This is a genomic window from Methanobrevibacter sp. 87.7 (assembly GCF_002208625.1).
GTDB lineage: Archaea > Methanobacteriota > Methanobacteria > Methanobacteriales > Methanobacteriaceae > Methanarmilla.
Genome location: NZ_MRCT01000029.1, coordinates 1 through 14,902, shown reverse-complemented (window position 1 = coordinate 14,902; position 14,902 = coordinate 1). Strand labels below are relative to the sequence as shown.

Genomic DNA, 14,902 nt, shown 5'->3' with positions numbered 1-14,902 from the left:
CTTATATTTTTAATTTATTGCTTTAATATTAAAATTTAAAAATATAATTTTTTTTAAATTTATTTTATTAAATTTTCATACAATATTTTTATAATTTTAGTATTTACTTTTAATTATTTTAATGAAAGTTTTAAAATAATTTAAATTTTTACTAAAACTATTCTAATGTTAATAATTCATCTATATATTAAACTTATTTACTTAAAATTAGTCAGTTTACTTTTTATATGTTGTTTATATCTATTTAGTTTAAAATTAGTTTTTTTTAGAATTAGTTTTTAGATTTTATTTTAAATTAATTTATAAAAAAATAGTAGAAATAGTTAATAATTTAACTATTCTAAAAATATAGCTGGTTTATATGGCATAGCATTTCTTGCTTTGTTTTGTGGATCATATGAATCATCAGTATGAATAATTACTTCATTTCCACATTCTTCTTCAATATATGCTTTACTATCATTTAAGATAGCTGCCTCATCTATTTTTCCAATATATTTTGTTTTAGTCATTTCACGACTAATTTTTTTAGCAGTATTAGCTATTTCTTTTTTATCAGAATAAATATCTGCTTTAATTGCTCTACCCATCATTTGACCAATATCTGGTTTTCCGATTTCGTCTGCAATTTTATATAAATCCCATTTCCATTGTGGAGCAAGGTATATATGGATTTTATTTACATCATTATCTACCATTTTTTTAATCTCATTAATATCTTTAACAAGATTTTGAATAAGTTCTTCAGATTTTTCAATTTCTTCATCTATTAAACTATCATCATATTCTGGCCAAGATGCTTCTGATACAAATCCTTCTCCACCATATTTGTTCCATAATTCTTCACAAGTATGTGGAGTAAATGGGGCTAAAATTTTAATCCAATTTTTAAGTAAAATAGATAATACATATTTAACTTCTTCATCATCATTGTTTATATGTTGTATTCTGTACATGTAATGATCTACATCTTTTTTAAGTAAGAAAAGTGCTTCTTGTGATGCTTTTCTTGTTTGGAATACTTCTAATGCTTCTGTAGAATTTTTAATATGTTGATTTAATTTTGCAATCATCCATTTATTAATATTACTTTTAACTTCTATTTCTGGAATATTAGTTAAGTTAAGGTTTCCTCCATTAACTTGTTCTACTTTAGCTGCAAATTCTCTAAACCATTGAAGTCTTCTTTGGGTTCCTTTAACTTCTTTTTCTCTCCAATCAAAGTCTTGCCATGGTTCAGCTGAAGACATTAAGAATAATCTTACAACATCTGCAGAATATTCGTTTATTGCATCATCAAGTAAAATAACATTTCCTTTTGATGAAGACATTTTATTTCCTTCAAGAAGTCCCATACCAAATACTACTGTTCCTTTTGGCCATTTTTCTTTAGGGAAAATTGCAGTATGTGCAAACATTAAGAAACTTAAGTGATTTCCAACTAAATCTTTTGCAGATAATCTCCAATCTAATGGATACCAGTAATTAAATTCTTTTTGTATTTTATCAACTAATTCTGGTTCTATTTTAATATCATCTGAATCAATGTCTAAAAATACTTTATTAAAGAATGCATCATTTAATAATTCTGGATCCATATTTCTAAGATATTTTGCAATAGTATAATAAGACATATAAATTGTAGAATCTGTAAGTGGTTCAATTAACCATTTTTTATCCCATGGTACTCTAGTTCCAAGACCTACTCTTCTTGAACATGCCCAATCTTGTAACCATCCAAGATAATAATCAAAGTTTGATTTAATTTCTTCAGGAATAACAGTTTCTCCTTCAAGACATTCTTTAGCTTTTTTAGTCCATTCTTCATCAGAATATTTCATGAACCATTGATCATCCATGATTTTAACTACACAACGGTTACCACATCTACATATTACTGGTCTTTCTGCAAAGTCATAGATAATATCTGCAATATTCTCTTCGATAAGATCTTTTTTAACTTCATCTCTTACATATGCAACTTTTTTACCTCCATATTTAGGGAAACGTTCACTAAGATATCCTTTACTATGTTCTGTTTTGTATAATTCTTCAGTTGCATCATGTACTTTAGGATCATCTTGGTTTGTTATTTGAAGTTTTTCTATAATTTCTTTTGCAGGAATATCTCCATATCCTTTAACTGTTACAACATTAATTGGTTCTGTATCTTCAACAACTTTTTCAATATCATATTTTTTAATTAATTCTTTATTTTGTTTTAAGTCTTGAAGTGCAATATAATCTGCTGGTGCATCTGCAGGTTCTGAAAATACTACTCCACTACCATATTCAGAACTTACAAAACTAGCAGGGAATATTGGAAGTTTTTCATGGCTTAATGGATTTTCAACCATTTTTCCAATTAATTCTTCAGGATTTATATCTTTAATTATTTTAAGTTCTTTTTGGTTTGAGATATTGTAGTATGAATCATCTGACATTACCCATTTTTCACCTTTAGATTGTCCTTTTTCTACTTCAACTAATATATAATGAACTTCTGGATTTAACCATAAATTAGTTGCACCAAAAATAGTTTCTGGACGTAAGGTTGCTGTAACAAGTATTATATCATCACATTTGAATTTTAATAAAGTAAGTTCATTTACTCCAACACCTTCACCTTCAAGAAGATCATGGTCTCCTACAGGGTTTTTATCATGAGGACAATATTTAACTGGGTGTTCTCCTTGTTTAATTAATCCTTTTTTATAAAGTGTGTTAGCTTGCCAGGTTACAAATTTTTGATAAGTTGGGTCAATTGTTCTAAATTCTCTTCTCCAATCAATTGAATATCCCATTTTATTCATAACATTATGATATTCTGTACTGAAGTATTTAACAATATTAATTGGATCTGCAAGTTCAGGTAATTTATCTTTAGGTACTTTATGTACATTTTCATATAAATCTAAAGTCCAAGGATCTTTTCTTTGGATTCTATCTGCAATTCCAATAACTGGAGCACCAGTTACATGCCATGCCATAGGAAATAGTACATTATATCCTTCCATTCTTTTAAATCTAGCATATACATCTGGAACTGTATAAGTTCTTCCATGTCCTACATGCATTGCTCCACTTGGATATGGAAATGCTACAGTAATATATAATTTTTCTTTATCATTTGGGTCTGACTCAAATAGCTTTGCATCTTGCCATTTTTTTTGCCATTTTTTTTCAATATTTTCTGACACGCTTTACCACCGTTTTTTATAAATTTATTTTTTGACTTGATTAGTAATTTTTTAGAATTTAATAAGAATTTAATTTATTAGATTAAATCTTGTAAAATTAATTTAATGAATTTAAATTATTTATTGATATTTAGCTAAATATTTTGTCTGATACTATTGGACTTTCAGGAACTTCTACTTTATGTCTACTTCCTAAAATCATGTTTCTTATTCTATTAATTTCATCATTTGAAATATTAGTTAAATCCATGATTTTTTTATTTGTTAAATCTTTATCTACTATTAAATAGAGTATTGAATCTAAAATTTCATAACTTAATCCAATTTCATCTTCATCAGTTTGTCCAGGCCATAATCCTGCTCTTGGAGGTTTTGTAATAATTTCTTCAGGAATTTTCCATTCTCTTGCAAGGGATCTTAATTGGGTTTTATATATGTCTCCAATAGGTTCCATATCACAACCACCATCACCATATTTAGTGAAATAACCTATTAAAAGTTCACTTTTATTTCCTGTTCCTGCTACTATTGAATTTCTAAGATTAGCATAATAATATAATAAACACATTCTTATTCTAGCTTTAAGATTACCATTTGCTGTTTTAACAGTATTTTCATCATAATCTTTAAGTTTAGATGCTTCTTTAAGAAATTCTCTTGTTATTTTATCTATATCAATTTCTTTATATTCAATTTCTAATAAACGAGCCATTAATCTAGCATGATCTGTATCTTCTTGTGGTGTAGTTGAAGAATACATATGTATTCCAAATACATTTTCACAGCCTATTGCTTGAGCAGATAAATATGCAGATACTGTAGAGTCTATTCCTCCACTTAATCCAATAACAATACCATCACAATTTGCTTTTGATACTTTATCTTCTATAAATAAGCAAATTTCTTCTTTAACTTTTTCTTCATCAAGTTCAGGTAATTTATACATAAAAATCACTTTAAACAATTTTTTATTAAAAATTCATTAATGTATTATATATTGTTTTTAATTTATTTATAATTAAGTTTTAAATAAAAATTATATATTTAAAATTAGATAATTTATTTTTAAAGTTTTAATATCATAGTTTTTTATCTTAAATTCTATTATATTTATTTTAAGTATTTATTTTTAGTTTTAATTTTAATAATCTAAATTTTCAGCAATACAAAATTGACATACAGCTTTAGGATTATTTTCATTATTCTTTTTAACTGGACAATAATATTTTCCATTTTTATATACAATTTCTAAATTTCCAGGGAATTTTGTACCAACTTCATGTATTGGTTCATTAAGTATAAATGTTGTATATAATGATATAATTGTATATATTCTTCTAAATTCTTCACTACTTGTACTATCTTCATCTTTTTCTTCAGATTGTCTTTTGAGTATTATAACTGACTTTATATATTCATCTATGTCAAATTTTTCATTTGAATAATCTTCAGGATTCTCATTTTTAATTTTATTGATTTTTACTACAAAACCATGAGCATATGTTTTAAAAAAATCTTCCCTATACTGTTTTTGTATAGTTGATAAACTTTCTTTTAATTCATTAATCATTTTCATTTGGTCATATATTGAAATTTTACGTGATTCATCTTTTAAGATTTCAAGAAGTTTATCTTTAGAATCCTCTCTATTTTTTCCTAATTTTTCAAGTTCTTGGAACATAATTATACCTTTATATTTAATTTTTTTAATTGTAATATTTAAATTTAACAAAGGTTATATATAATAAAAGATAAGTATAATAATAACTTTTAGTTACTAAAATATTTTAATATTTTTTTATAAGAAATATAATTATAAAATTTTTTTATATGAAAAAATTAGATAAAGTTTTTTATCTTATATTATCTATTAATTTAAGGTAAAATTAGGTAAAGTTTTTTATCTTAATATATTAACTATTAATTTAAGGTAAAAGTTTTTATATTAATTTATTATCAATTAAATATTAATTTATTCATGTAACAATATTAACAATGGTGAAAATATGGCATTTAAAGATTTATTTAACTTTAATAAAGATGAAACAACTTTTGTATTTGTAGGTGGAAAAGGAGGAGTTGGAAAAACTTCAGTTTCAGCTTCAACAGCTATTTGGCTTGCAAATCAAGGTAAAAAAACATTAATTGTATCAACTGATCCAGCTCATTCATTATCTGATTCACTTGAAACTTATATTGGACCTTACCCAAAATTCATTCGTGAAAATTTATGGGGTCTTGAAATAGATCCAGATGTTGCAATGGAAGAGAAACAAAGAGAAATTGATGCAAGAAAAGCAGTATCTTCAGATAAAAATACTATGTTTGGTTTAGATATTCTTGCTGATCAAATGGATATGGTTTCTTCAGCACCAGGAGCCGATGAAACAGCTGCATTTGAAGTTTTCTTAAAAATTATAAATGATGAAAGTCATGATTATGATATTGTAGTATTTGATACTGCACCTACTGGACATACTTTAAGATTATTATCTTTTCCTGAATTAATGGAAACATGGGTAGGTCGTATGATGAAAGCTAAAGCTAAACTTGGAGATGCTGCTAATAAAATTAAAAATATACTTCCATTTATGGATGCAGATGATTCAAGAACTACTGAAGAACTTGAAAGAACTAAACGTGAAGTAGAAAAAGCTAAAAAAGTATTATCTAATCCAGATAGAACTACATTTAAAATGGTTGTTATTCCTGAAGAAATGTCAATTTATGAATCAGAAAGAGCTATTGAGACATTAAATAAACATGATATAACTACTGATGGAGTTATTGTAAATCAAGTCATGCCAGATATTGATGATTGTGATTTCTGTCATTCAAGATATGTTTTACAACAAAAACGTTTAGCTTTAATTAATCAAAAATTTAAAGATCAAGAAATTACACAAGTTCCTCTATTTAAAGATGAAGTTAAAGGAATTGATAAATTAACTAAATTTAGTGAAATTCTTTATGAAGGAAGAGAAAATGATGAAGTTCATCATAAAACTATTCAATTATAATTTCACATTTTAAAAACAGCTATTTTATTTATATTATTTTTTTTATTTTATTTTAATTATTTAATTCTCTTTTTTAGTTTATTTATTGTGTTTTTTCTTCATTTGTTTTTTTAATTTCTTTTAATCTTAATATTTAATCTATATAATTTTAGTTAAATTTTTATTTTAACTAATTCTAAAAGATTAATATGGATAGAGAAAAATTAATTAAGTATTGTGTTGTAATTCTATTTTTATTAATCTTATTATTTGGTTCTGTTGCAATTATATTTAATTATACAGCACTTAAACCAGGTATGTTATAAAATTATTCTGTGTAAATAACCATTACACACATATATGTAAATTCAGAGTTACTTATATCTTTAAGAGTGGATTTAACTATTTTTTCATCAGGATAACTTAATCTTTCACATACCATTACTTTTCTTTCAGGATTTACTCCATTATCTATTAAATATTGTGTCATATCTTTAACTTTTCTAGAAGGAAGTGCTATTGTTGGTTTTCCATTATCAATAATTTCTAAAATATCATTAATGTTTTTTCTTCCATGAAATGTCATTATATTTGCTTTATCCCATGAGATTTTGGATTTTCCACTTGCAAGTTGAAGTGAACTTATTCCAGGTATAACCTCTATATTATCTATATTAAAATTTTTCTCTTTAGAAATTTCAAGTATTGGACTTAAAAGACCTGAAAATCCTGGATCACCTGTTGATAAAAGAGCTACATTTTTACCATTTATTGCAATATCTACACTTTCTTCAAGGTTTTTGTGTAAGTTTTTAACATTAAAAATAATTGTTTTATTTATATCATCAAAAAGATTTATTGCTCTTTGGCTTCCAATTACAATATCTGCATTTTGTACTGTTTTTACTGCTTTATAAGTTAAATATTCTTTTGATCCTGGACCAATTCCTATTATATATAATTTTGACATAGTATCATCTTATTTAATATTTTTATTATATAATTAATATTCATATTATTAATATTCATATTTTTCTAAGTTTTTTATTTCTCTTTTAAGAAGTTTGTAAAGATTTTCTGCACCAATAATATCATTTTCTATTTGCCATGTACTTGGATGCATAATAAATGGTTTTGTTTGAGGTCCACCCATACCTCCATGACTACCTACTAACTCTTCAAATGCACATACTTCTTCAGTTTCAGGATTATAAAAACTATTTACAAGTATGTCTGGGCAATGTTTAAATGAATTAGTACGTTTAAGATGATATTCTGCATGTTTTCCATAAACTTTTAATGGATTTTCTCCTTTAACTTCTCCACTATTTAAATAGTATATTCCACCTTCTCCAATTACCATTGGTCCTTTAATAGTTGAATTTACAAGTATAAATCCTATATATTTATTCTTTATAAGTCCTGGAATTAAATTAGGGAAGAATTCTACAATTTCTTCATAATATAATCTTCTAGGCCATTGTGTAAGATAAATTAATGCAAGGTTTCCTGAACCAAGTATAATTACTTCTGAATTTTCAGGTTTTTTAAATTTATAATGTACTGGACTATATTTTTCAATATATTCTAGACTATCATTATACATATTTTCTAAGTATGTTTTTTGCTTATTTAATGGAATAAATACATCTTTTAAATCATTTTTATCATTTGATCCCATTATACTGTATATAGTCATATCTTCTGGAAGTAAACTTCTTACAAATTTTTCAAAACTTACTCCATATCTTTGTTTAAATGTAGCTCCATTACATTGTCCATGATCTGATTGAATTACAATATCATATTTTCTTTCAGAATATTTTATTGAATCGTTAATACGGCTAAATTGTTTATCTATTTTTTTAAGGGCTTTAAATGAATCTTCATCTCTTGTTCCTGAATGATGTGCAATTTCATCATATCCAAGATATGTTGCATAAATTGTATCTAATTTTCCAACCATTATATCTAAGATAATACTTTGTGTATTCACTTCTCTTAAGAAAACATTAGTTCCTGCACGTGTAAGAGTATAAATTGGGCCTCTTCTTATTCTAGGTCTAATATTTTTAATATAATGTTTAATTTGTGAATATATTTCTAAAACAAGTTCTTCTATAAAAAGAATACATATACGTGCAAAACTATTTGGATTTGCAAATACAGAAACCCATGCTTTATTATACATTTTTTGTAAGTTTAATGCTTTAGATAATGTGAATATTACATTATCAGTATCTCCAGAAAATAAATTACAACGACTACCTCCATTTTTACTTAATAGTCCATCACCATTTGATATTCTTTTTTCTAAACAGTTAATATCACTAAAACTTCCACAAGTCATAATTTTATTATTGTTTTCTTTTTCAACCCATCTATATGCAACAATATCTTTATTATTTCCATGAAGTATTCCTGCTTGACTTGCTCCAGTTTGACTAGAAAGATCTGTTTCCCATTCTGTAATATGATGACTACCTATTTCAATCCAGGATTTAAGTGTTGGCATATAATTTTTATCTATAGCTTCTTTTAAAATTTCACAAGATAGTCCATCAATTTCTAGAATAATCATCCCTTTTGATTTTTTTACAGGATTTTTCCTTCTAAGTTTTATTGCATCTCTTGTAACTGCACGGTAATATGAACTATTATCATCAATTGTAACTATTCCAGAAATTAATGTGTTTACTCCTGCCATACATAATGGTGTTAAAAAAATAGCAGGTCCATCTATTGTAAATCCTGGAACAAAAAAATTAAGTATCCAAAAGAATAATCCATTAAAAATAAGAGATGCTGCTCCAAATGTATAAATGAAAAATGGCATAAATACTCTTGTAATAATTGGCCAAAGTATTGCATTTGCTATACCAACAATAGTTACTACGATTATTGCAGTAGTAATACTATCTACAGTTAATCCTAATTTAAATGGAGCAATAATTAAAAAACCAATAATATTTCCTATCCAAACAACCATTGTACGTATAAAAAGGTTTTTATATGAAAAATTTTCAATTTCTGGTTGATAATCTTCAGGCATTCTAGTAAGTGTTCTTTTTAATTTTTCAGTATCTGGTTTTTCATTTTTTCTCATACACTCACCATTATTATAAAAATTATATTTTTTGAAAAATTTTTCATATTTCTTATTTTTTTATTGTATTTTTTGGTTTTTTGTGTTTTTTGGTTTTTTTAGTATGTTTTTGTTTATATTAATTTTTCAGGTTTCTTATTGTGTTTTTTAGGTTTTTTTGGTTTATATTTTGTTTTATTTTTTTTATTTTAGTATTTTATTTTAATCTTTATCATTTTTAGATTTATTTTCATTTATTGACATTTTTTCTTTTAATTCTTTAGTTTTTTCTTCAATAAAATTTTCAATATCATCAATATTTAAAAATTTATTTAATTCTTTTCTAGTTGGGAATGGTTTCATTTGATTTGAATGTTTTACAATAATCTTTTTATGTGGCTTATTATGTTTTTCTTTTTTAAGAATTTCTGGACTTTTAAGTTTAAATATTGTAATTTCTGGTGCACAGTTTATTCTAAGCCAAAATATATTTGTTCCAAGACCTTTACTTGTATATTGGATCATATCTCCTACTTGATATTCTCCTACAGGATATTTATGAGAACAAGATCCTCTAAGTATTGTTGTATTAAGACCAGGAATTATAAATTGTCCACCATGAGAATGTCCTGATATTTGTAAAGCAAATCTTCCAGTTAATGCAGAAATATCTGCAAAATCAGGTTCATGTGCTAACATTATTGCAGGTCCTTCATTAGGTAGTTTTTCCATTACTGTATTAATATCTTCTTTTTGAAGCATCATACTATCTACACCTGCAATATTTAATTGTGCAGTTTTATTGTTTCTTTTTCTTTTAATTGTATAAACATCATTACTTATATCAATTATTCCAGAATTTTTTAGAATTTCACGTATTCTATCTGCACCATTCCAATGGTCATGGTTTCCAAGTACTGCAAGTGAAACATCTTTAGGTTTTAACATGGAAAGACATCTTTGAAGATCATCTGCTACATCTTCTAATATATATGATACATAATCTCCAGTTAAAGCAATCATATCTGGTTTTTGTTTATTTACTATATTTATTACACCTTCTAAATATTCTGCTGTTAACCATTGACCAAGATGGAGATCTGATAAATTTACAATTTTATAATCATGAAACATTGGATCAAGATCTTTAATTTCTACATTAACTTCTACAATATCATAAATACTTTCATCAAATTCCATAGGTATTATTTTTTCACGTGTTATAGTCATGGCTTTTTGAATTATTTGTCTTGCAGCTAATCCAGTAGGTTTATCTTCTTCCATTTTATCACTTTAAATGTTTATTTTAAGTTTTATAATTTTTGCTATTTTTATTTGGGTTTTTGTTGTTTTTTTAGTTTATTTCTGTTTTTTCAGCTGTTTATTGTTGTTTTTTTAGTTTATTTCTATTTTTTTATTTAAATTTTCACTAGTTTTTTAATTATTAAGTCATTACTGCTTTTTTATTTATTATTTCTATTTTATTTATGATTTAATGGTTTTTTAATTTTTAGCAGTTATTGAAATTAATTTTTATTTAAGAATTTTAACTATTTTCTATTTTATTAAATTTTTATTTTTAGAAAATATTCTTCTTAAAGAATTATTAATTATTATATTCGTTTTTATACAATTAATTACTATCTAGTTATAATATATAATAATATTTATAAATCTAAAAAATATATTATAATAAGTAGAGTTTTATTTTATATGTATGGAAAAATTAGTATAAATTCTGTATATAAAAATTCAAAAACTAATTTTATATTTATTTTTTACTAAAAAATATTTTCAGATTATAAAAATTTTTTTTATTTATTTTATATTTAGTGATATTATGCTACAAATTGCTGTTACAGGAAAACCAAATGTAGGAAAATCATCATTCTTTAATTCAGCTACAGCATCTAAAGTTGAAATGGCAAATTATCCTTTTACAACTATTGATGCAAACATAGCTATTGGTCATGTTATTGGAACATGTCCTTGTAAAGAACTTGGTGTAACATGTAATCCTAGAAATTCAGATTGTAAAGATGGAAAAAGAATTATACCTGTAGAACTTATTGATGTTGCAGGTTTAGTACCTGGAGCACATGAAGGTAAAGGTTTAGGAAACAAATTTTTAGATGATTTAATGCAAGCAAAAGTATTAATTCATGTAATTGATGCTTCTGGTTCTACAGATGCTGAAGGAAATCCAGTTGATCCTGGTTCTCATGACCCATTAGATGATATTGATTTTATGGAAAATGAAATTGTAATGTGGTTATATGGAATTTTAAATAGAAATTGGGTAAGACTTACACGTAAAATTGGTGCTGAACATTTAGATGTTGCACATGTAATTTTTGACCAATTATCTGGTACTGGTGTTACAATTGAAGATGTAATTGAAGCAAAAAGGAAAATGGATCCTGATTACACTAATTGGGAAGAAAAAGATTTAATTGAACTTTCACGTAATATTTTACATCTTGCAAAACCTATGATAATTATTGCAAATAAAGCAGATTTACCTACTGCAGGTGAAAATATTAAAAGACTTCAAGAAAAATATCCTCACGTAATTCCAACAAGTGCTGAATCAGAACTTGCTCTTGTTAGAGCTGCAGAATCTGGTCTTATAAAATATATTTCTGGAGATTCTTCCTTTGAAATTCTTGAAGAAGATAAACTTTCTAAAAAACAAAAATTAGCACTTGATTATATTCAAACTAATATTTTAGATGTTTATGGAAGTACAGGTATTCAAAAAGCATTAAATACTGCAGTATTTGATTTACTTGATATGATTGTTGTTTATCCTGTTCAAGATGAACATAAATATTCTGATCAAAAAGGTAATGTTTTACCTGATGCAATACTTGTTAAAAGAGGTGCAACTCCTCAAGAACTTGCATATGTTATTCACACAGATATTGGTGATAAATTTTTATATGCAATTGATGCAAGGAAAAATATGAGAATTGCTAGTGATTATGAACTTGTTGATGGAGATATTATAAGTATTGTAACTACTTAAATCTCTATTTTTTATTTTAACTTTTTTTATTGAATTTATTATATTTTTTATTTTTTTAGTGGTTTTAGTAATTTTATAGGGGTTTTCTTATTTTTAATGATGTTTTAAAATTAGTGGTTTTAGTAATTTTATAGGGGTTTTCTTATTTTTAATGATGTTTTAAAATTAGTAATTTTTTATAGATATTTCTAATTTTTAAAAACAGTTTTAATTAAATTTTAAATAATTTATTTACACTTGAAATATACCTCTTAAAATTAAGTTTTATTAAAATTTATAAGATAAGTATAAACAATATATAAATTATTAAATTTTATTTATAAATTAATTAAAAGGTGAAAGAATGCATCCACGTCCAAGTCCTATAGCTGCTTCATTATATACATTAAGAGATTTAAATGTTGATGTTATTGTTATGCATGGTCCTAAAGGATGTTGTTTTAGAACAAGTAGACTTCTAGAAAGTGACGGAGTACGTGTTTTAACAACAGGTATGAGTGAAAATGATTTTATTTTAGGAGCTGGTGAAAAACTAGAAGAAACATTAATTAAAGCATATGATATGTTCCATCCTAAACTTATGGGAGTAGTTGGAACATGTGCTAGTATGATTATTGGTGAAGATTTAAAAGAAGCAATTGAAAATGTTAATTTAGATTGTACTATAATTCCTGTTGAAGTTCATGCAGGTTTAGGTGAAGGAGATAATACTGAAGGAGCTATTTTAGTTCTAGAACGTGCTGTTGAATATGGTGTAATACCTAAAGAAGAGGCAGATAGACAGATTAAAATGTTAAGACTTGCTACAGAAGTTGAAAAAACAAGAGGTATGGCACAAGGTAAATATATTAAACCTAATTTTGGAGATAATAAAGAAAAAATTGCAAATATAATTGTTGATGCTATTAAAAATAATAAAAAAGTAGCTTTTGTATTAAATGCTAAAAAAGAAACATCTTACTTATTTGCAGATATTTTAAACTTTGATTATACTAAAATTAATACAAATAATAAACCTATATTTATTGGAAATCTAGATGAAAATATTGGTCTTCCAAGAATACGTTCTCATGCAAAAAATGTTAAATCTGATTTAAAAGAACAATCAAATATTGATTTTGATTATATTACTGGAGGACTTGATGAATATCCTGTTACTGGAGATATTGCAGAAGAATACCTTAAAAATAAAGATATTGATTTATTAGTTGTAGTAGGTGTTCCACATGCACTTAAAATTGAAGATTTAGATGTAGAATCTATTGCAGTTACTGATGGTCCAAGACTTGTTGAAGCTTTACGTGATGATGGTTATAATCATGTTGTTGCAGAACTTGATGCACATTCTAAAACTCTTGGTGTAGATACTATTGTTGATTCTGATTTTGGTATGATGATTCGTTCAGTGATTAATTGGAATACTGAATAATTTCCTATTTTATTAGTTATTGTTGGATTTTAAGTAGTTTAGTTTAATAGTTAATTTAGTGATTGGTTAAAGTATAGTATTTTTTAGTATATTTTAAATAATTATTATTTAATCAGTCTCTTTTTTTATTTTTTTATTTTATGAATTTTTGTCTTTATTTAAGATTTGTGCTTATTTTTTTGAATTCTTTTTTTAAATAATTTAAGAATTAAATATTACTATAAATAAATATTATTATAACTATATTTTTTAGTTGGAGTTTTAAGAAGATAATTTAATTAAATATATTTTTTAGTTTAGAATTTTTTTAAAAGATTCTAATTTTAATAAATTTTTTTTGTTGGAAGATAATATGATTACTATTATTGATTATAAAAGTGGGAATATTAGAAGTATTTCTAATGGTTTTAAAAAGATAGGGGTAGATGTAGAACTTACTGATGATCCTGAAAAGTTAGCTGATGCAGATTACCTTGTTTTACCTGGGGTAGGTTCATTTGGTGCATCAATGGAAAATCTGGAACCATTTAAAGATATTATATATGAACATATTAATGATGATAAACCTTTTTTAGGTATTTGTTTAGGTCTTCAAGTATTACTTTCTAGTAGTGATGAAACATCTAATGTTAAAGGTTTAGATATTTTTAAAGGACATGTTAAAAGATTACCTAAAGGTCTTAAAATACCACATATGGGATGGAATAAATTAAATTTAGTTAGACCATGTCCAATACTTGAAGGTATGGATGGTAAATATTTTTATTTTGTACATTCTTATTATGCTAATCCAGATAATGAAGAAAATATTGTTGCAACTTGTGAATATGGTTTTGATGTACCTGCAGCATTATATGAAAATAATGTTTATGCTACTCAATTTCACCCAGAAAAAAGTGGAAAAATAGGTCTTAAAATACTTAAAAACTTTGTAAACTTAAAAGATTAAGATTAATTCTTATTTAAGCTATCAGTTTTTAAATTTCTAAATTTAAATATTAGTATTAATCTATTTTAAGTATTAAAAGATTTAAGATTATATTTTAAAAAATTAGTTTTATATTTAAGGTATTAGTAATTAATAAAATATTTAGGAAAAAATAATTTATTTTTTATTTTAATTATTATCAGTTTATTTAGCTATTTTTTAATATATTATTT

10 protein-coding genes are annotated in these 14,902 nt (G+C 24.9%); 4 read left to right on the top strand and 6 right to left on the bottom strand.

Annotation, left to right across the window (positions count from 1 at the left end):
• Positions 1–335: 335 nt before the first annotated feature.
• From leuS to BGI41_RS02490, 3 genes are all read right to left on the bottom strand, one after another.
• Complete coding sequence (gene leuS / locus BGI41_RS02500) at positions 336–3,200, bottom strand: leucine--tRNA ligase (protein ID WP_088538671.1); 2,865 nt, start codon at positions 3,198–3,200, stop codon at positions 336–338.
• Between the two features lie 130 nt (positions 3,201–3,330).
• Positions 3,331–4,146: an NAD+ synthase gene (locus tag BGI41_RS02495; RefSeq protein ID WP_088538670.1), complete on the bottom strand. Its 816-nt coding sequence runs from the start codon at positions 4,144–4,146 to the stop codon at positions 3,331–3,333.
• Positions 4,147–4,341: 195 nt separating this feature from the next.
• Positions 4,342–4,881, bottom strand: a complete 540-nt coding sequence (locus tag BGI41_RS02490; RefSeq protein WP_088538669.1) for a DUF2115 domain-containing protein — start codon at positions 4,879–4,881, stop codon at positions 4,342–4,344.
• Positions 4,882–5,206: 325 nt separating this feature from the next.
• Here BGI41_RS02490 and BGI41_RS02485 point away from each other — a divergent pair, with 325 nt between their 5' ends.
• Positions 5,207–6,220, top strand: coding sequence for a TRC40/GET3/ArsA family transport-energizing ATPase (locus BGI41_RS02485; RefSeq protein ID WP_088538668.1), 1,014 nt, complete (start codon positions 5,207–5,209; stop codon positions 6,218–6,220).
• 307 nt (positions 6,221–6,527) lie between these two features.
• Here BGI41_RS02485 and BGI41_RS02480 read toward each other — a convergent pair whose 3' ends face one another.
• The 3 genes from BGI41_RS02480 to BGI41_RS02470 all read right to left on the bottom strand — a co-directional run bounded on the left by BGI41_RS02480 (position 6,528) and on the right by BGI41_RS02470 (position 10,568).
• The gene (locus BGI41_RS02480; RefSeq protein ID WP_088538667.1) at positions 6,528–7,169 is read right to left on the bottom strand and encodes a cobalt-precorrin-7 (C(5))-methyltransferase; all 642 of its coding nucleotides are present in this window, start codon (positions 7,167–7,169) and stop codon (positions 6,528–6,530) included.
• Positions 7,170–7,217: 48 nt separating this feature from the next.
• A complete protein-coding gene (locus BGI41_RS02475; protein WP_369829829.1) occupies positions 7,218–9,251 on the bottom strand; it encodes a phage holin family protein in 2,034 nt (677 codons plus the stop codon).
• 255 nt (positions 9,252–9,506) lie between these two features.
• Positions 9,507–10,568, bottom strand: coding sequence for a metallophosphoesterase (locus BGI41_RS02470; protein WP_088538665.1), 1,062 nt, complete (start codon positions 10,566–10,568; stop codon positions 9,507–9,509).
• A 556-nt stretch (positions 10,569–11,124) separates the two neighbouring features.
• Between BGI41_RS02470 and BGI41_RS02465 the strand changes: the two genes are divergently transcribed.
• The 3 genes from BGI41_RS02465 to hisH all read left to right on the top strand — a co-directional run bounded on the left by BGI41_RS02465 (position 11,125) and on the right by hisH (position 14,690).
• The gene (locus BGI41_RS02465; protein ID WP_088538664.1) at positions 11,125–12,312 is read left to right on the top strand and encodes a redox-regulated ATPase YchF; all 1,188 of its coding nucleotides are present in this window, start codon (positions 11,125–11,127) and stop codon (positions 12,310–12,312) included.
• A gap of 343 nt (positions 12,313–12,655) precedes the next feature.
• Entirely contained in the window at positions 12,656–13,741 is a 1,086-nt protein-coding gene (gene cfbD / locus BGI41_RS02460; RefSeq protein WP_088538663.1) for a Ni-sirohydrochlorin a,c-diamide reductive cyclase catalytic subunit, read from the top strand.
• Positions 13,742–14,093: 352 nt separating this feature from the next.
• Positions 14,094–14,690: an imidazole glycerol phosphate synthase subunit HisH gene (hisH, locus tag BGI41_RS02455; protein WP_088538662.1), complete on the top strand. Its 597-nt coding sequence runs from the start codon at positions 14,094–14,096 to the stop codon at positions 14,688–14,690.
• Positions 14,691–14,902 lie beyond the last annotated feature (212 nt).